The organism is Nonomuraea sp. NPDC049504, assembly GCF_040676845.1.
Classification (GTDB): domain Bacteria; phylum Actinomycetota; class Actinomycetes; order Streptosporangiales; family Streptosporangiaceae; genus Nonomuraea; species Nonomuraea salmonea.
This window is the reverse complement of the sequence record NZ_JBFAPT010000040.1, coordinates 15,758-34,057: the sequence shown is the minus strand read 5'-3', so window position 1 is coordinate 34,057 and position 18,300 is coordinate 15,758. Positions and strand designations below refer to the sequence as shown.

Here is an 18,300-nt window from a genome sequence, read left to right as displayed (position 1 = left end):
CGCCGAAACGGGGCTCGCAAGATCGAACACTGCAGATAAGGACATTCATGATGAGACACGACAACCACCGCTTTTCCACAGCAGGGCTGCGCAGACTGCGCGACGTGCTGGCGCGACATGTCGAAACGGTGCCGATTCCTGGGCGGGTTCCCGGGCCCGCCCGCCGGAGCGGTCAGGCGCACGCCGGAGCGATCGGGACGATGCGCCGTGACGGTGCCGGGCCGAGACGCCGGCACACCGTCTTCCGGCCGGTGGCGGTCACGGCGCTGGCGGCCGGGCTGTTGGCCGGGACGATCGCACCCGCGGTGGCCTCCGCGGACAGCAACACGGCCGTGCCGAAGGCCGCCGCGGGACAGGATCGCCCGGAGCTGCAGCAGGCCATCCAGGCGTTCGTCGATGCCGGTTTCCTCGGGGTACAGCTGCGAGTGCACGATGAGCGGGGCGAGTGGGTCGGCGGCGCCGGGGCGCGCAAGCTGGGCGCAGGCGCGAAGCCGCCGAGCAACGGGCATTTCTGGGTGGGCAGCGTGACCAAGACCTTCGTCGCGACCGTGGTGTTGCAGCTGGTGGCCGAGGGCAAGATCGGGCTGGACGCCCCAGTAGCCCGCTACCTGCCCAAGCTCGGGCTGGACCGGCGGATCACGGTGCGGATGCTGCTGCAGCACACCAGCGGCCTGTTCAACTACACCGGCGACCTCGACCCCGACGGGAAGTGGGTGCCCGGTCTCCCCGCGACCGGCAAGGAGTGGCTGGACAACCGGTTCCACTCCTACCGGCCGCAGGAGCTGGTGCGGTTCGCGTTGTCCAAGCCGAGGAAGTTCGCGCCGGGGACGGACTGGAGCTACTCCAACACCAACTACACGCTGGCCAGGCTATTGATCGAGAAGGTCGCCGGCCGTTCGTTCGACGCGGAGCTGAAGCGGCGGATCGTGCGGCCGCTCGAGTTGAAGGGCACTGTGGTGCCGGGCAACCGGACACAGCTGCCCGCCCCGTACGCCCACGGCTACTTCCGCTATCAGGACGCCGGCCAGTGGAAGGTGGCCGATGTCTCCCGCCAGAACCCCTCCCTGCTGGCAGGTGCCGGAGACATGATCTCGACCACCCAGGATCTCCAGACGTTCTTCTCCGCGCTGAACGGCGGCAAGCTCCTGCCGGCCAAGCTGCAGGCCGAGATGCGCGAGCCGCACGCGAAGAGCGACCCCCTCTACGGCCGCTACGGGCTGGGCATGTTCGTGCAGGATCTGGGTCCGGCCTGCGGCACCGTTCTCAACCACAACGGCAGCCCTCCGGCGGGCTACGCCGCGCTGATGTACAGCTCGCCCGACGGCAGCAAGACGCTGACCGCCTCAGTGACCACCGGCGACGCCCCATTCGACCTCGCCACTTACCCCAAGTTGCTGAACGGGCTCGTCAAGGCGGCGTTCTGCGATGAGCCGGCCGCAAGCTGACCTGTGAAGGCTCACCGACCACCACTACCCCGTCCGGCACGTCCGACGTGGTCCGTTCCCGCGATTGATGGACACTGAGCGATGAGGGGGCCGCGGATGTCTACCCGCGTGCGCCGGAGGCCCCCGTTTTCTGGATGGACGTTCTGGACGGCGTCGTTGCTGGTCGCTACGGCGACGGCGACCTTGCTGCGCTGCTGCGGACCTGGTTGGCGAGCGCCGCGGCTTGGCGGTGCTCGGCGTGTATCGGCTCGCGACCCTTGCGGAGTCTCGGTGTAGGCCAGGTGTGGCACGCTTGTCGCCTTGAAACTTTCAGTCTGTTTCCGGATGACCGATGTATCACCTGCCAGCAGGAGGGGCATGGGCCGCCACTCATCCGTAACAGAGGAGCGGGGCGCCTTGACGGCACCCGCCCGCCTCGTATTTGCTCCGGTCGCACCACCACCCATCGGCGGAGGGCAGGCGCGAGAGCTGTGTTAGCGGTAACACGATGAACCGTCACGCCTCTCACCTGCCACCAGGTCGGCACGGACGAGAGGACTGATCAACCCCATGTTGACGCTATCCGAGGCCATGGCACCGCCCCTCTCGGCGCAGCCACAGGCAGGTGAGTGATGTTACGCGGTAAATCCATCTTCGCCGCCGTCACGGTCGCCGCGCTTCTCGTGACGGCCACCGGTGGTACGGCGCTGAGCAGCAGCGAAGCCACGTCACGCACGGCGAGCGCGGCCGCGGCGACGGCAGGCTGCGGCAAGACTCCAACGCTCAGAAGCGGCACGCACTCGATCCAGAGCGGCGGCCGGACTCGCTCCTTCATCTTGAGAATCCCCGACAATTACAACAACGCCAATCCCTATCGGTTGATCTTCGGGTTCCACTGGCTGGGCGGCACCGCCAACGACGTCGACTCGGGCGGCTCCAGCGGATTCACCTGGTCCTACTACGGGCTCAGGCAGCTGGCGAACAACACCGCGATCTTCGTCGCCCCCCAGGGTCTGAACAACGGCTGGGCCAATTCCGGCGGCGAAGACCTGACCTTCGTCGACGACATGCTCAGGCTGATCGAAGCGGACCTGTGCGTCGACACCACGCAGCGGTTCGCCGGAGGCTTCAGCTACGGCGGCGGCATGAGCTACGCCCTGGCCTGCGCCCGGGCGACGGTCTTCCGCGCGGTCGCCGTCTACGCCGGCGCCCAGCTCAGCGGGTGCAGCGGCGGCACCCAACCCATCGCCTACATCGGGCTGCACGGCCTCAGGGACAACGTGCTCAACATCTCGCAGGGCCGGTCCCTGCGCGACAGGTTCGTCAGGAACAACGGTTGCACCGCGCAGAACCCTCCTGAGCCGGCGCAGGGCAGCCTGAGTCACGTCGTCACCGCCTACTCGGGATGCCGGTCCGGGTACCCGGTCGTATGGGCGGCGTTCGACGGGGGTCATACCCCCGGTCCAGTGGACGGGTCCACCGCCGACGACGGCGCACGGACCTGGACCAAGGCAGTGGTGTGGAACTTCTTCAACCAGTTCCAGGGGGGCACGGACGACACCACGCCGCCCACCGCCCCCGCCGGGCTGGCGGCCTCCGGCACCACCGCCGGCGGCACCAACCTGTCCTGGACCGCTTCCAGCGACGACGTCGGGGTGGCCGGCTATGACGTCCTGCGCGCGCCCGGGGCGAGCGGCGGCTCCTTCGCCCAGGTCGGCACCTCGGCCACGACCTCGTTCAGCGACACGGGCCTGACCCCGAGCACCACCTACCGTTACCAGGTCCGCGCGCGGGACGCCGCCGGCAACCTCTCGCCGGTGTCCGACACGGTCCAGGTCACCACCACGAGCGGCGGCACCACCGGAGCCTGCACGGCCACGCCGACCGTGCAGACCCAGTGGGGTTCCGGCTATGTGGTCCAGCCGCTGACGATCACCAATACCAGCACCTCGACGATCACCGGTTGGACGGTCACCTTCACGCTCCCGGCCGGGCATACGCTGACCGGCTCGTGGAACGCCACCGTCACCACCAGCGGGCAGACCGTCACGGCGAAGAGCATGAGCTTCAACGGCACGCTGGCCCCCGGAGCCAGCACCACCAGCCTCGGCTTCCAGGCCGGCCGTCCCGACGGCAACACGGCCCTGCCATCCGGATACACCTGTACCAGCCCGTGAACGACCTGCGATCCCGTCCCTACCGGCGCCCGCCGGTAGGGACGGGCCCGGGGCGGCCGCCATCAAGGCGTAGCCGGGAGGGCGGCGAGCTCGTCGTCACGCGCAAGCCCGTCACTGTCGCTGCTCCGGAGTCAGGACGTGTCGGGTCCGGTCCCCGAGCCAGGCCGCTTCGAGGATCGCAGTCAGGCTGGCGGTGTCGGTCGGGCCTGGATGGTTCTGGATCAACCGGGTGACGCCGCCGGCCATCTCCGCGAAGCGCGGCAGGTCGGCGCGTGCCACGCCGATGTCCGCCAAGGTAGGAGGGATGCCGATGTCGGCAAGGAGCCCGTCGAGCCAGGTGAGGAACGTGTCCGCGGCCTCGGCCTCCGAGGCGTCGGTCACGTCGAGCCCGCACACCCGGGCGAGGATGGCCAGCCGGTCGCCGATGGCGTCCCTGGCCGCGTCCAGCGCGTAGGGCAGCAGCAGCCCGACGCCCAGGCCGTGCGGTGTGTGGGTGGCCGCGCCGATGGGGTACTGGAGTGCGTGCGGAGCCGCGTTGCCCGCGTGAGCGAAGGCGAGCCCGGCCAGCATGGACCCGTAGGACATGTCCGCGCGCGCCTCCTTGTCGCCTCCGTCCCTGACGACATGGAGCAGGCTGCGGGCGATCCGCTCCGCGGCCAGGAGCGCGTAGTGATCGGTGACCGGGTTGCGGCCGAGGAAGACCTGCTCCACCGGGTCACGCGGGCCGTGGGGCCGGGGCCGCGCGGTGTAGCTCTCCACGGCGTGACAGAACGCGTCGATGCCGGAGTGGGCGGTGACGGTCGCGGGGCAGGTGTAGGTGAGCTCGGGGTCGACGATGGCGAAGTCGGGCACGATGTGGACGCTGGAGACCCCGACTTTCAGCTCGCGGTCCGGGTCGGTCAGCACCGAGACGGGCGTGAGCTCGGAGCCGGTGCCTGACGTCGTCGGGATCGCGACGAGAGGAGTCGTCGGCCCCGGCACCTTCGACTCGCCGTAGAAGTCGCGCGGCGTCCCGCCGTGGCACCGGATGACCCCGACGATCTTGGCGAGGTCGATCACCGTGCCACCGCCGATGGCGAGGATGACGTCGGCGTCCACCTCTGCGGCGGCCGAGACGGCCAGGGCGACATCGGCGAGTGGCACGTCCGGAGTGGCGTCGGCGAACATCCCGACGACCTCGACCTTCTCCCGTACGGCGGCCACGATCCCGGCCACGCCCGGCTGCTCCAGGAGAACCCGGTCGGTCACGATGAGGACGCGCGAGCCGCACTCGGCCACCACTCGTGGAATGTTCTGCGCGACCCCTTCGCCCACTATCAGCTGGCGTGGTCCGCGGACGGTCTCAAGCATGTCAGTGCCTCTCTGGAACGTCGGCGGTACGGATCCGTGCCGGTCACGGTAGGTCGATCGCCGCGTAGGTGACGTCGAGGTACTCGAGGACGCCCTCGTGCGACCCCTCCTTGCCGATCCCGGACTGCTTCACGCCTCCGAACGGAGCCGACGGGTCCGAGATCAGGCCACGGTTGATGCCGAGCATCCCCGTCTCCAGCCCCTCGGCGAACCGGATCGCCCGCTGGAGGTCGCGGGTGAAGACGTATCCGGCCAACCCGTGCTCGGTGTCGTTGGCCTTCGCCAGCACCTCGTCGTCGGACGTGAACGAGATGATCGGCGCCACCGGGCCGAAGATCTCCGTCTCCAGCAGCCGCGCGTCTCCGGGCACGTCGACGAGGACGGTGGGCGGGTAGAAGTAGCCCGGCCCGTCCGGACGCTCGCCGCCCACCAGAACACGGGCGCCGCGATCGACCGCGTCGGCGACGAGCTCGTCGATCTTGGTGACCGACGCCTCGTCGATCAACGCCCCGACGTCCACGCCGTCGTCGAGACCATGGCCCATCGAGAGCGCGCCCATCCGCTCGGCGAAGCGTGCCGTGAACTCCTCGCGCACCGGCTCCTCGACGTAGATGCGGTTGGCCGCGATGCAGGATTCGCCGATGTTGCGCATCTTGGCCACCATGGCGCCGTCGAGCGCGACGTCCAGGTCCGCGTCGGCACAGACGATCAAGGCCGCGTTGCCGCCCAGTTCCATGGAGGTGCGCAGCACGTTGTCGGCCGCCTGCCGGAGCAGCACGCGCCCGACCTCGGTCGACCCGGTGAACGAGAGCTTGCGGGTCCGGCGGTCGGCCAGCAGCGCTGAGACCACCTCGCCGGCGCGCGTGGTGGTCACGACGTTGACGACGCCCGGGGGGACGCCGGCCTCCTCCATGATGCGGGCCAGGAGCAGCATGGTGAGTGGCGTCTGGGCGGCCGGCTTGGTGATCGTCGTGCAGCCCGCCGCCAGCGCGGGAGCGATCTTGCGGGCGCCCATGGCCAGCGGAAAGTTCCAGGGCGTCACGAAGACGCACGGCCCGACCGGCTTGGGCACGGTGAGGATGCGGTATCCACCGGCGGGGGCGGTGTTGTAGCGCCCCTCGACACGCACCGCCTCCTCGGCGAACCAGCGGAAGAACTCGGCGCCGTAGGCGACCTCTCCGCGAGCCTCGGCGAGCGGCTTGCCCATCTCGAGCGTGATCAGCCGGGCGACCTCCTCGGATCGCTCGGTCAGCGCCCGGTACGTCGCGGTCAGCAACTCCGACCGTTTTCGCGGCGGGGTCGCCGCCCACTTCGCCATCGCCTTGCTCGCCACGTCCAGAGCGGCGAGCCCGTCAGCGGCGCCGGCGTCCGCCACCTCGGCGATGGTCTTGCCGGTGGCCGGGTCCTCGACGGCGAAGGTGGCTCCGCCGGCGGCGTCGCGCCAGGCGTCGCCGATCCGGAGCCGCCGGTGCTCGGGGGCCAGGACGTTCATCGGGTCACTCATTGCGTCGCCTCCTGTGATGTTCCTGGTGCTGTCCGGCGTGCCCTCAGCGATCGCGTCACGCGCGTCGACGGTCATCGCCCGGCTTCGGACAGCGCCAGCCCGGTGCCCGCATCGAACAGGTGCGCACGGTCCAGGTCGACCGTGACGAGCAGCCGCTCGCCCGGCGTACCGGTGACGGTGGTTCGTGCCTTGACCTTGAGGATCTCCTTCCCCACGCGGACGTCGACCACCGTCCGGTCACCGAGCGGCTCAAGGCCGTAGAGCTCACCCGACAACGACGCGTCCCCACGCTGCTCGACGGACAGGTCCTCCGCGCGCAGGCCCAGCAGCAGCGGACGACCGTCCTCGGCCGTGGTCCAGCGGGGCCGCGGCAGCGTCCAGCCGTCCGCCCCGACCAGACGATCTCCCTCGGCATGGCAGGCGAGCAGGCTGATCGGCGGGCTCCCGACGAATCCCGCGACCCACTGGCTGGCCGGACGCTCGTACACCTCGGCCGGCGTTCCGACCTGCTGCACCTTCCCCTCCTTGAGCACCGCGACCTGGTCGGCCATGGACAGGGCCTCGACCTGGTCGTTGGTCACGTAGACGAAGGTCGCTCCGAGGCTGCGGTGGATGCGGGTGAGCTCGGTGCGCATCTCGACGCGGAGCTTGAGATCGAGGTTCGTCAGCGGCTCGTCCATGAGGAACGCGCGTGGGCGACGGACGAGCGCGCGGGCCAGGGCGACGCGCTGCATCTCACCGCCCGACAACTGCGCCGGACGACGCTGCAGCAGACGTTCGATGTGCAGCAGGCTCGAGATCCGCTCGACCGCGGCGGCGATCTCGCTCGCGGAACGGCGGCGTGCCCGCAGCGGCGAGGCGATGTTCTCGTACGCCGTGTGCCGCGGGTAGAGGGCGTAGTTCTGGAAGACCATGGCCAGGTCGCGTGCGGCCGGGGCGTCACCGGTCGCGTCCTTCCCGTCCAGATGCACCGACCCGGCGTCGAGCTTCTCAAGGCCGGCGATCGCTCGCAGGGTCGTCGTCTTGCCCGCCCCTGAGGGTCCGAGCACGACGAAGAACGATCCGTCCGGCACGTCCAGCGTCACCCCGTCCAGAGCCTGGACTTTGCCGAAGGACTTGCGCAGCCCGCGCACTGTCACGCTACCCATCAGGCCACCAGCTCTTCCGTGCTCGCGTCGTAGACCACCGGGGTCCCGCCGGTGTGCCGCAGCCCGACCGGTGCGTCAGCGGCGAAACGCACGGTCGGCGGCATCCGCACCCGCACGTCCCGCCGGCCGCCGTGGTCGACCACGTAGATGATCTCGTCGCCGAGCCACTCGGCCGAGACCACGCGGGCCGGGACCGAACGTTCGGCCTGGGGTTCGGTGACTTCCAGCGCCTCCGGCCGGACGCCTGCGACCAGGCGACGGTCGCGCGGCAGGCCCGGCGGTGGCATGAGGGCCAGTCCGCCCTGACCGCGCAGCTTCCCGTCGGCCACCTCCACCTCGATCAGATTCATCGGCGGGGAGCCGATGAACGCGGCGCAGAAGAGACTCGCCGGACGGTCGTAGACCTCCAGCGGCGTGCCGATCTGCTCGACGCGGCCCTTGTTGAGTATGGCGATCCTGTGACCGAGCGACATGGCCTCGACCTGGTCGTGGGTGACGTAGACCATCGTCGTCCCCAGCTCCCCCTGCAGGTGCTTGATCTCCGTGCGCATGTCCGTCCGCAGCTCCGCGTCCAGATTGGTGAGAGGTTCGTCCATGAGGAAGGCGCGCGGCCGTCGCACCAGGGCGCGAGCGAGCGCGACGCGCTGCTGCTCCCCGCCGGACAGCCGGCGCGGCCGCCGGTCCAGGAGCGGACCGAGCCGCATCAGCCGGGCGGCCTCCTCGACCCGCTCATGCACCTCCGCCTTGGGCAGTCCCTCGGCCCGCAGGGGGAACGCCAGGTTGTCGCGGGTTCTCAGATGCGGATAGAGAGCGTAGAACTGGAAGACCATGGCGATGTCGCGCTCGGCGGGCGGCAGGTCGTTGACCAGCGTGTCGCCGATGCGGATGTCACCCGTCGTCTGCCTCTCCAGGCCGGCTATGGCCCGCAGCGTGGTCGTCTTGCCGCAACCCGAAGGGCCGAGCATCACGAACAGCTCACCGTCGCGGATGGCCAGGTCCACGTGATCGACCGCGACCGTCCCGTCCGGGTAGCGCTTGTGCAGGGCCTTCACCTCGATGCCCGCCATCAGCGTCGCACCGCCCCGAGCGTCACACCGGCGACGAGGTGCTTGCGCACCAGGTAGGCGAAGACGAGCACCGGCAGGGCGAACACCACGGATGCGGCGGCCACCAGGCCCCAGTCCACGGTGGTTCCGCCGATGAGGCCGGCGATGGCGGGTGGCGCCGTCCGCACGCTGTCGCTGGAGGTGAGGAAGATGGCGAACACGAACTCGTTCCACGAGAAGATGAGGGCGAAGACCGCCGTCGCGGCGATGCCGGGCAGGAGCAGGGGGAGGGTGAATCGCCAGAACGCCTGCAAGCGGGTGTAGCCGTCGAGCATGGCGGCGTCCTCGTACTCCGCGGGCACCTCGTCGACGAACCCCTTCATCATCCAGATCGTGAACGGGACGTTGAACGCGGCGTAGATGAGGATCAGGCCGAGCTTGGTGTCGATGAGCCCGACCTGGCGATACATGAGGAAGATCGGGATCACGACCACCACGGGCGGCATGAAGCGCGTGGACAGGATGAAGAACAGCTGGTCCTTCTTGGCCTTCATGGCGAAGCGTGAGTAGGCCCAGGCCGCCGGCACCCCCAGCACGGTGGCCAGCGCCGTGGAGGCCCCGGCGACCACCACGGAGTTGAGAAATGCGGCGGACAGGGTCGAACGACCGCTGCCGGAGGCGACGAACACGTCCTTGTAATGGTCCAAGGTGACCTTGAAGTCGAAGAACTTGGCCGGGATGGCGTAGACGTCCCGGTTCTCCTTGATGGACGTCTCGATCATCCACAACACAGGGAAGAGCATCACGGCGGCCAGCACGGTCAGCAGCGCGACCTCCAGCGCGGAGCGGCCGCGGCCGCCGAAGCGGCGCGCGGGGGACCTGCGATCCCGGTCAGGCCGTGCGGACACGGCCTCGTCGACGGAGACTGCCATCAGTCCTCCTTGAGCTTGTTCAAGTAGCGCAGGTAGAGCTGGGTGAGGACGATGACGACGAGGATCATCAGGATCCCGTACGCCGAGGCGGTTCCGGTGTTGAAGCCCAGGAACGCGACCTTGTAGACGTGGAACGACAACGTCTCGGTGGAGACCCCCGGGCCTCCGCTGGTGAGGATGTAGACGAGGTCGAACAGCCGGAAGGCCTCGATGGCCCTGAACAGCACGGCGATGAGGAGCAGTGGCCACACCAGCGGAAGGGTGATGGTGCGGAACCGGAACCACTCGGACGCCCGATCGATCGAGGCGGCCTCGTACAAGTACTTGGGAACCGCGGTGAGGCCCGCTAGTGCGATGAGCATGATGAACGGCGTCCACTGCCAGGTGTCGACCAGGATCAGGGAGATCAGTGCCGTTCGCTGCCCGGTGAGCCACTCCACCTGCCCCAGGCCGAGCGAGCCGAGCATGCTGTTGATCACGCCGAACTGCGCGTCGAGCATGAATCGCCAGAACAGCCCGACCACGACCGGCGACAGCATCATCGGCACCAGGAACAGCGTGGTCAGCAGCCCTCGCCCGTGCGTGCGCCGGGAGATCAGGTAGGCGATGGCGAAACCGAGCACGGTCTGCAGGGTGACCGCGCCGATCACGTAGATCAACGTCGTCAAGGCCCTCAGGTGGACCTGCTCCGAAGCCAGGATGGCGGTGTAGTTCCCGAACCCGATGAACTGGGCCGGCCCCCCGCGGGTGGCCGAGTAGTCGGTGAAGGACAGGTACAACGCCCACAGCAACGGAAACACCGACATCGCGAGCAACAGCAGCAGCGCGGGCGAGGTGAAGGCCACGGCGAGCCCGCGATCGCTGAGGCGGCGGAACCGGCCCTGAGCAGGCGGCGGCGCAGACGCCGCCTGCTCAGGGTGGTCGGTCGTCAGGGAGGCGGAGTCACTCACAGTCCGCCGCCGCCTTTCCCGCTGGCGGCGTCGAGCACGCTCTGCTGCTCCTTCGCGATGTCGTCGAGCGCCTCCTTCGGCGCCTTCGCGCCGTTGAGCGCCGCGTTCACGTTGGTGTTCTCAATGTCGACGAGGCGCGCGTACTCGGGCACATTCCACATGTCCCGCATCCGCGGCACCGAGTCGGTGTACACCTGGTTGAACGGCGCGGCATCGAGGAACTCGGGCGACTCCAGGGCGTCCGTACGCGACGGCACGCCACCGGCCGCGGCCCACTTCTTCTGGATGTCGGCCTGCTCGAACCACTTCATGAAGTTCAGGGCCTCGGCCTGGTTCGCCTCGGGGGAATAGGCCGACACGTGCATCCCCATGCCGCCGAGAGGCACCAGGTTCGTCTTCTGGCTCGGCAGGGTGGCGAAGCCCAGCTTGTCGAGGATCTGCTCCCGCGTGGTGCCGAGCGTCGACTGCTTCGGGTCGAGCAGGCCGCCGCTCGCGGCGATCCAGTTGAACGCGATGCACGCCTTGCCCTGGGCGACCGCCGCGTTCACCTCGTCGATGAACCAGTTGCCCGAGCCCTTGGCGGTCAGCGGCTTCATCTTGTTGACCAGGACGTCCATCGCCTCCTGGCCGGCAGCGTCGTTGAGGACGCCGTCGATCTTGCGCGTCTTGGGGTTCCAGAGGTTGCCGCCGTAGACGCCGTTGACCGTGTTGTAGGTGACGGCCGCGGCGTCGGAGCCGTTGGCCTGGTGGAAGGCCAGCCCGCTGACGCCGGGGTTGTCCGCCTGGCACTTCTCGGCGACTGAGATCATCTCGTCCCAGGTCTGCGGTGGCTTGTCGCCGATCAGGTCCTTGCGGTAGATCATCGTCCAGGTGTCGCCGAGCAGCGGCAGTCCGTACAGGCTGGCGTTCTCGTCGCGCTTCCCGGTCTCCGCCTGGGGGAACTGGCCGTAGGCCGCCAGGAGGTAGGGGTTGTAGGCATTGACGTCGATGTTCTTCTTGACGAAGTCGGTGAGGTCCAGGATGTTGCCGTTCGTCACGGCCTCGCCGATGTGTTGCGAGTCCAGGATCGGGATGTCGAAGTCGGTCTTGTGCGCGGCGAACTGGGTGAACATCGCGTCGTGCCAGTTCGCGTTCGGCACGGTCTTGACCTTGACGGTCACGTTCGGCCGTTCCTTGGCGTACTCCGCGTTCGCGAAGGTCTCCAGCGCGTGGGCGGGGGGCCAGTCGAACCAGATGAAGCTGAGGGTCAGCGGATCTTTGGTGAGCTCCGGGATGTCCGCCGGTGCCTTGGGGGCGCTGTCGTTCTGGCCGCCGCAGGCCGCCACGGTCGTGGCCACCACCATGGCCGCCGTCGCCAGCCGCACCTTTCGGCTGGGAACGGACAGTCGTCCTCTTCGCTTGGGATACCGCATCTTCTCGCCTGCTTTCTGGGCGGGGGGCTTTGGAGCCTTGCTGCGTGCTTCGCCGAGCGGTTGCCGGCTTGTTCAGGCGTGTCGCCGGGCGGCGCGGGGGCTGACCCGCGGACCGGAGTCACGAATGCGCCGCGACGTGATGGGCTTCAAGCAGTCGAACCGAGTCGGATGTCGAGCATGCTCATGGAAGCTCCAACTGATCGAAGCGGAGCGATGACGGACGGTTCCCCGATAGGTGAGGGATGGCTGGCATCCGCCACCTTTCCTATACGATCCGATGGGAAGCGTCAATATCCCGCAGTATGGCGACCGATGACAACAGGTTCCCGAAGACGCGAGAAAGGACCTCACGTCACGATGGACGACGAAGCGGTGATCGCGTGGCGCCGTGAGGCCATGACGGGCGGAGCGCCGCCGCGAAGATCTCGCGGCCGGCTCGCCGACGAGGTGTACGACACGCTGCTCGGACAGATGATGTCGCTCCGGATAGAGCCCGGCTCCCGCGTCACGATCGATGTCCTGGCGCGAGAGCTGGGGGTCTCACAGACGCCGATCCGGGACGCCCTGAACCGCATGGAGGCCGAGGGCCTGGTCGTGCGCGTGCCCCATGCCGGCTATCGCATTCCCCCCCAGATCACCCGCCACCGATTCGAGGACATGCTCGAGCTCCGCCTGCTCCTCGAGCCGGCGGCGGCGCGCAGGTCGGCGGAACGCGCATCCTCGGAGCAGGTGGCCGGCATGCGACGGATGCTGGAGGACATGGCGGAGCTGGAGGGCGGCAAGGGACCCATGGCCTATGGCGCCTTCGGGCTGCGCGACGCCGCCTTTCACGATCTCGTCGCCCTGAGCGCGGAGAACCAGGTCATCCGCGAAGCACTCGCCCGCCTGCACACCCACGTGCACCTCTTCCGGCTGCACCGCGACGCCCAGGTCACCCACCTGGCCATGGCCGAGCACGAAGAGGTGCTGGCCGCGATCGCCGCGCGTGACCCCGACGCCGCCGCCTACGCCATGCGCCGGCACATCCTGCGGTCCGGCGAGCGGTTCCGGCGCTTGTTCGACGAGGCCGAGGGCGCGGACGGAAGGGCGGCAGAGGCTTGACGGGCGGGCCGGACCGAGGAATGCTAACTCAACATCCGATCGGATCGGATCGGATTGGATCCACCTCACCCGCCCAGATGCGAGGAGAAACAGGTGCCCAGAGCGCTGCTCCTGACCGGCGACGCCGCCGAGGAGCTCGACACCATGTATCCCTACTATCGCGTGCAGGAGGGCGGCTGGGACGTCGACGTCTCGTCACGGACGATGCGTGACGTTCAGCTGGTCATCCACGAGTTCGACCCCAACTCCGACGCCTACGTGGAGAAGAACGGCCGGAAGCTGCCGGTGGACGTGCCCTGGGCCGAGGTCGACGTCGAGCGCTATGACGCCCTCATCATCCCTGGGGGACGTGCTCCCGAGTGGATCCGGGTCGACGCCGACGTCAGGCGCATCACCGAGCACTTCTTCGCGCGCAACCTCCCGATCGCGCTGGTGTGCCACGGCGCGCAGGTGCCGGCCGTGTACGGGCTGCTGAAAGGGCGGAAGACGGCGTGCTTCCCGCCCATCACCGGTGACATGGAGAACGCGGGCGCGACGGTCATCGACGCTCCCGACGTCGTGGACGGCAACCTCGTCTCCTGCCGGGGGTGGCCGGACATGCCGCAGTTCGGCAGGGCGATGATGGAGGTCTTCTCGAAGTCACTCAACTCCGCCTCGTCATGAGCACGCCTGGCCCGTCCCGGTGACGGCACAGCGGACCGTCACCGTCGGCGGCTCCCCCGTCCACGTCCTGGAGAGCGGCACCGGGCCCGCGGTGCTGATGCTGCACGGCTCCGGACCCGGTACGACCGGATCCGGCGCCTGGGCGGCGACGGCACAGGCGCTGGGCACGTCCTTGCACCTGGTGGCTCCTGACCAGGCGGGGTTCGGCCGTACGCCTATCCCGCCGGGCTCCAGGGGCGGGCTCCGGCTGTGGACGGAGCAGGCCGCGGGCCTGATGGACGCTCTCGGCGCCGAGCGCTACGCCGTGGTGGGCCACTCCATGGGCGGCGCCGTGGCGCTGGCGCTGGCGGCCGCGCGTCCCCGGCAGGTCACCCGTGTCGTGGCGGTCTCGACGATGGGCGCCCCCGGGGCGCCGCTGTCCGCCGAACTCGACGCGGTCTGGGCCGCCGCCCCCGGCCCGCTCGGGGCCCGCGACATGTTGAGTCGCCTGGTCCTCGACCAGGCGCTCGTGACCGAGCCGGCCGTCGCCGCCCGTGCGGCCGCGATGCGAGAGGGGGCGGCCGCGTACGAGTCGTTGTTCCCTCCGCCCAGGGCACGCTGGGCCGACGACCTCACCCTCTCGGCGCGAACGCTGGCCGGGATCCGCGCGCCCGTACTGCTCGTCCACGGCGCCGAGGACCGACTCACCCCGCTGGAGACGGCAGCCCTGCCCCTGCTCGACCACCTGCCCGATGTCCGTCTGCACGTGTTCGGCCGGTGCGGCCACGTGCCGGCACTTGAGCATCCGCACGACTTCAGGCGACTCCTGTCGTGCTTCCTCGGCCGGGACCGAGGCTCCTGATCGCTGCGGCCGAGGCCGGCGGCGAAAGTGTCGGTGGCGGATGCTTGGGTGGGGGCATGCGTTACGGCATCGACGTCGCGATCCTCGGTGAGCTCGCGGAGCCGGCGCGGCTGGTCGCCCTCGCCCGCGAGGCTGAGGCGGCCGGGTGGGACGCCGTACTGGTGTGGGATCATCTGGCCTTCGCCTGGGGCACGCCGTCGGCGGATCCGTGGGTGGCGCTGGCCGCCGCGGCCCAGGCGACCTCGCGGATCCGGCTGGGCACGGCGGTGACGGCCGTGGCCCGCCATCGGCCGGAGGTCCTGGCCCACACCGTGGCGACGCTCGACAGGCTGAGCGGTGGCCGCGTGATCTTGGGGGCCGGGCTGGGCGGTGTGCGCGAGGAGTTCACCGCTTTCGGTTCGGCGCGTCCTGGCGGGGCGGTGCTCGATGAGGCGCTCGACGTGATGTCCTCGCTCTGGTCCGGTGACGAGGTCCGGCACCGGGGCGCTCATTACACGGTGGACGGGGTGCGGCTCGCGCCGCTGCCGCTCCAGCGGCCCCGGGTCCCGGTGTGGGTCGGCGGCACGGCCGCGGGCGCGCTCCGGCGGGCCGCCCGCTGGGACGGCTGGATCGTCGCCGGCGACGACCAGGAGGGCCGTATGACGCTCTCACCCGGTTCCCTGGCCGCTCAGGTCGCCGAGCTGCGCCAGCACCGGGCCACCGCAGACGATCTCGACGTGGCGGTCATCGGCGTGAGCGAGCCGGGCTCGGCGGTGCGGGCCTACGCCGAGGCGGGCGCCACGTGGTGGCTGGAACACCTCCACGGTTACCGGGGCTCGGTGGAACGGCTGATGCAGCGCGTGCAGGCGGGCCCGCCCACGTGACGCACGTGCGGTGCGGGCGCGTCGCCCTGTCCGTCATTTCCTGATATTTCCGGCCGCCCCCATGCATACGAACGCCGATCATGGTGGATAGCGTGACCGGTGACCTGAGGCGGTGGTGGACCCTGTGCAGCAGATCCCGGACGAAGACGTGACCCGCGCGCTCATCGTGAGCGGCCACCTCGTCGACGCCCCCGGCAGGAACCCGCCGCGCTTCCCCCAGGCGCAGGTCGGCGCGGTGACCGCCGCCATGAGCGCCGCCTTCGACACCTGGCACGTCGGCCCGGGCACCACCGTGATCTGCGGCGGCGCGCGCGGCGCGGACATCATCGGCGCGGAACAGGCCCTTCTCCGCGGCGCCTCGGTACGCCTGTGCCTGGCGCTGCCGCCTGAGGGTTTCGCCCGCCGGTCGGTGGACCTGGAGGGCACCGACTGGCGCGAACGCTTCGAGCGGCTGTGCCGGCGTGCCCGCGTCGCCGTACTGCCCGGCGATCCGGGCCGCGGTGACGAGGTGTTCGCGCGGACGAACGAGTGGATGGTACGGCTGGCGCGCGCCCTCGACCCCGAGCCGCGCGCGGTCGTCGTCTGGGACGGCCGGCCGGGCGACGGCGCCGGCGGCACGTCCGACCTGGTCCGCCTGCTCGGTCACAACCCCGGCCCCGGACGCCTGCACGTCATCGACCCTCGCCCCCAGGAGATCTCGCGATCCCCCTGGGAGTGAGGGCCCTCATGTCCCGCCAGGCCATCTTTGCGGCTACGAGGCCGCCGGGCGGTAGACGTCATTGACGTCCACCGGGGCCGCGCCGGCCGCCGTGCCGCCGCCCGGGATGTAGATCGTGCCGCCCACCGCAACGGCGGCGGTGCCGTGCCGGGGCACCGGCATCGGCGCCAGGCGCACCCAGCGGTCGTGCGCCGTGTCGTACGCCTCGGTCTCGGAGAAGACCGTGTTCGGGTTCGTCCCGTCGTGCCGTCCCTCGCCGCCGAACGTGTAGATCTTGCCGTCCACGGCCGCGGCGGCGATCCCGCCCCGGGCCGTCGGCATCGGCGCCCGCTCCGACCAGCGGCGCGCGCGCAGGTCGAGCGCGTACACGGTGTCGCGCACGTTGACCTGGCCCCGGTCGCGGCCGCCGAGCACGTAGAAGGTCGAGCCGATGACGGCGCCGCCGACGTGGTCGCGCGCCTGCGGAAGGCTTGGCAGCCGCTCCCACCGGCCGGTCGCGACGTCGTACGACGACACGAGGTCCACCGTGTCCTGCAGGCCGCCGGGGCCGGGCGTCAGCGTGCGCATGCCCCCCGCCAGATAGATCTTCGTCCCGCGCACGCCCATGGCGGCGCTGCCCCGTTCGATGCCGGCGGGCATCGGGGGCAGCGGCGTCCACTTGTCGGTACGCGGGTCGTACACGAAGCTGTCCCGCAGTGCCTGCCACGACGCGCCGCCGGACAGCCCGCCGAGCACGTAGATCCGGCCGCCGACGGTCGCCACGTTGGGATGGTTCATCGGGACGGGCAGCGGGGCCACCGTCGACCAGGTGTCGCGCCGGGTGTCATAGACCTCCATCCGCCCGGTGGTCTCGACGCCGCCGGCCGCGTCAGGGATGATGCCGCCGATGAGGTAGACCCGGTGACCGACCGCGGCGACGCTGTGCTCCTGGCGGGGCCCCTGGCCGATCGCCGCCCGCGGCCGCCACCCCTTCCCGTAGACCGGCTCGACGGCGGGAACCGTCGCGGTCGCCGTGGGCGTCGGGTGGTCGGGGTGCGCGTGAGCGGGCAGGGCAGGGCTCGCCGCGAGGACCGCGCCGAGGAGCAGGGCGATACCACGTCTCATGATGCCTCCTAGCCTTCGTCGGTGCTCGGGCCGTCGGGCCACGAACCCCTTGGGTCCCCTCACGCTCGCCTGCCACCCGGCCGCGGGCCAGGGCTGTGTTCACCCAGGGGTTGTCACCCCCTGGCTACGGCCACCGCTGGCGGTCACGATGGAGAGGTGAACCTCCGCGAACTCGCCGCGTTCCTGAAGACCTGCCGCGCCCGCGTCCGTCCGGCGGACGTCGGCCTGCCCGCCGGCACCCGGCGCCGGGTGCCCGGGCTGCGCCGGGAGGAGGTCGCGCAGCTCGCGGGCCTGTCAGCGGACTACTACACCGAGCTCGAACGCGGGCGGGGCGCCCAGCCGTCGGCCCAGACGCTGGCCGCGCTCGCCCGCGCGCTGCGACTGGGGGGCGACGAGCGCGATCACCTGTTCCATCTCGCGGAACGGCCTGTCCCGGCGGTGCACGGCACGACCACGCACGTCCAGCCGTCCATGCTGGCCATGCTGGACCGGCTGGTCACGACGCCCGCGATGATCATCACCGACCTGCACGCGACCCTCGTCCAGAACGACCTGGCCGCCGCCCTGATCGGCCGGCACCCGATGCGGCAGGGCCCGAAGGCCAGCTACGTCTACCGCTGGTTCACCGACCCCGCCGCCCGCGCCCTCTATCCACCGGAGGAGCACCCGCATCATTCGCGGGTCTTCGTCTCCGACCTGCGAGCGGTCGCCGCCCGCCGCGGCCGCGACCCGCACGTGGCGCAGATGGTCGCCGCGCTGCGGCGGCGCAGCGCCGAATTCGCCGCCCTATGGGACACCCATGATGTGGCGCTGCGCCGCGCCGACCACAAGCGCCTGGTCCACCCGGTGCTGGGGATCATCGAGGTGGACTGCCACAGCCTGTTCAGCGAGGACGGCCGCCAGCGCCTGCTGTGGTTCACCGCGCCACCCGGCAGCCAGGGGGCGGCCCACCTGGAGCTGCTGTCGGTCATCGGCACCCAGGACATGAGCCCGGAGGGCGCGCACGTCAGCGATCCGGGCGTGAACGCGGACGCTTCGACCGGCTGACGTGGTCGGGCCATCGGTTC

At 70.2% G+C, this 18,300-nt stretch carries 16 protein-coding genes; 8 read left to right on the top strand and 8 right to left on the bottom strand.

The window, feature by feature from the left end; all coding sequences use genetic code 11:
• Positions 1 to 47: 47 nt before the first annotated feature.
• Together AB0K28_RS46040 and AB0K28_RS46035 are read left to right on the top strand one after the other, a co-directional pair.
• On the top strand, positions 48 to 1,445 hold the full coding sequence (locus tag AB0K28_RS46040; protein WP_364383415.1) for a serine hydrolase domain-containing protein: 1,398 nt from the start codon (positions 48 to 50) through the stop codon (positions 1,443 to 1,445).
• Positions 1,446 to 2,056: 611 nt separating this feature from the next.
• Positions 2,057 to 3,601, top strand: coding sequence for a cellulose binding domain-containing protein (locus tag AB0K28_RS46035; RefSeq protein WP_364383412.1), 1,545 nt, complete (start codon positions 2,057 to 2,059; stop codon positions 3,599 to 3,601).
• Between the two features lie 111 nt (positions 3,602 to 3,712).
• Here the strand turns inward: AB0K28_RS46035 and AB0K28_RS46030 are convergent, their stop codons facing one another.
• The 7 genes from AB0K28_RS46030 to AB0K28_RS46000 all read right to left on the bottom strand — a co-directional run bounded on the left by AB0K28_RS46030 (position 3,713) and on the right by AB0K28_RS46000 (position 11,943).
• Positions 3,713 to 4,951 (bottom strand): iron-containing alcohol dehydrogenase, encoded by a 1,239-nt coding sequence (locus AB0K28_RS46030; RefSeq protein ID WP_364383409.1) that lies wholly within the window; start codon positions 4,949 to 4,951, stop codon positions 3,713 to 3,715.
• 43 nt (positions 4,952 to 4,994) lie between these two features.
• Positions 4,995 to 6,455: an NAD-dependent succinate-semialdehyde dehydrogenase gene (locus tag AB0K28_RS46025; RefSeq protein WP_364383406.1), complete on the bottom strand. Its 1,461-nt coding sequence runs from the start codon at positions 6,453 to 6,455 to the stop codon at positions 4,995 to 4,997.
• Positions 6,456 to 6,526: 71 nt separating this feature from the next.
• Entirely contained in the window at positions 6,527 to 7,603 is a 1,077-nt protein-coding gene (locus tag AB0K28_RS46020) for an ABC transporter ATP-binding protein (RefSeq protein ID WP_345400537.1), read from the bottom strand.
• Positions 7,603 to 8,670: an ATP-binding cassette domain-containing protein gene (locus AB0K28_RS46015; protein ID WP_364383402.1), complete on the bottom strand. Its 1,068-nt coding sequence runs from the start codon at positions 8,668 to 8,670 to the stop codon at positions 7,603 to 7,605. Before AB0K28_RS46015 ends, AB0K28_RS46020 begins: the two co-directional genes overlap by 1 nt.
• The gene (locus tag AB0K28_RS46010) at positions 8,670 to 9,581 is read right to left on the bottom strand and encodes a carbohydrate ABC transporter permease (protein ID WP_364383399.1); all 912 of its coding nucleotides are present in this window, start codon (positions 9,579 to 9,581) and stop codon (positions 8,670 to 8,672) included. Before AB0K28_RS46010 ends, AB0K28_RS46015 begins: the two co-directional genes overlap by 1 nt.
• Entirely contained in the window at positions 9,581 to 10,531 is a 951-nt protein-coding gene (locus AB0K28_RS46005; RefSeq protein WP_364383396.1) for a sugar ABC transporter permease, read from the bottom strand. The genes AB0K28_RS46010 and AB0K28_RS46005 overlap by 1 nt, the downstream gene beginning before the upstream one ends.
• Positions 10,528 to 11,943, bottom strand: coding sequence for an extracellular solute-binding protein (locus AB0K28_RS46000; protein ID WP_364383393.1), 1,416 nt, complete (start codon positions 11,941 to 11,943; stop codon positions 10,528 to 10,530). Before AB0K28_RS46000 ends, AB0K28_RS46005 begins: the two co-directional genes overlap by 4 nt.
• A 357-nt stretch (positions 11,944 to 12,300) precedes the next feature.
• Here AB0K28_RS46000 and AB0K28_RS45995 point away from each other — a divergent pair, with 357 nt between their 5' ends.
• The 5 genes from AB0K28_RS45995 (at position 12,301) to AB0K28_RS45975 (ending at position 16,129) form a co-directional block, all read left to right on the top strand.
• On the top strand, positions 12,301 to 13,044 hold the full coding sequence (locus AB0K28_RS45995) for a GntR family transcriptional regulator (RefSeq protein ID WP_364383390.1): 744 nt from the start codon (positions 12,301 to 12,303) through the stop codon (positions 13,042 to 13,044).
• A gap of 93 nt (positions 13,045 to 13,137) precedes the next feature.
• Positions 13,138 to 13,707, top strand: a complete 570-nt coding sequence (locus AB0K28_RS45990; protein WP_345400512.1) for a DJ-1/PfpI family protein — start codon at positions 13,138 to 13,140, stop codon at positions 13,705 to 13,707.
• A gap of 19 nt (positions 13,708 to 13,726) precedes the next feature.
• On the top strand, positions 13,727 to 14,548 hold the full coding sequence (locus AB0K28_RS45985; protein ID WP_364383386.1) for an alpha/beta hydrolase: 822 nt from the start codon (positions 13,727 to 13,729) through the stop codon (positions 14,546 to 14,548).
• A 56-nt stretch (positions 14,549 to 14,604) separates the two neighbouring features.
• Positions 14,605 to 15,411, top strand: a complete 807-nt coding sequence (locus AB0K28_RS45980; RefSeq protein ID WP_364383383.1) for a TIGR03619 family F420-dependent LLM class oxidoreductase — start codon at positions 14,605 to 14,607, stop codon at positions 15,409 to 15,411.
• 124 nt (positions 15,412 to 15,535) lie between these two features.
• Complete coding sequence (locus tag AB0K28_RS45975; protein ID WP_364383380.1) at positions 15,536 to 16,129, top strand: hypothetical protein; 594 nt, start codon at positions 15,536 to 15,538, stop codon at positions 16,127 to 16,129.
• Between the two features lie 33 nt (positions 16,130 to 16,162).
• On the opposite strand, the gene AB0K28_RS45970 is transcribed toward AB0K28_RS45975, so the two are convergent.
• Entirely contained in the window at positions 16,163 to 17,233 is a 1,071-nt protein-coding gene (locus AB0K28_RS45970) for a kelch repeat-containing protein (protein ID WP_364383377.1), read from the bottom strand.
• Positions 17,234 to 17,389: 156 nt separating this feature from the next.
• On the opposite strand from AB0K28_RS45970, the gene AB0K28_RS45965 reads away from it, so the two are divergent.
• Positions 17,390 to 18,280, top strand: coding sequence for a helix-turn-helix transcriptional regulator (locus AB0K28_RS45965; RefSeq protein WP_364383374.1), 891 nt, complete (start codon positions 17,390 to 17,392; stop codon positions 18,278 to 18,280).
• Positions 18,281 to 18,300: the final 20 nt, after the last annotated feature.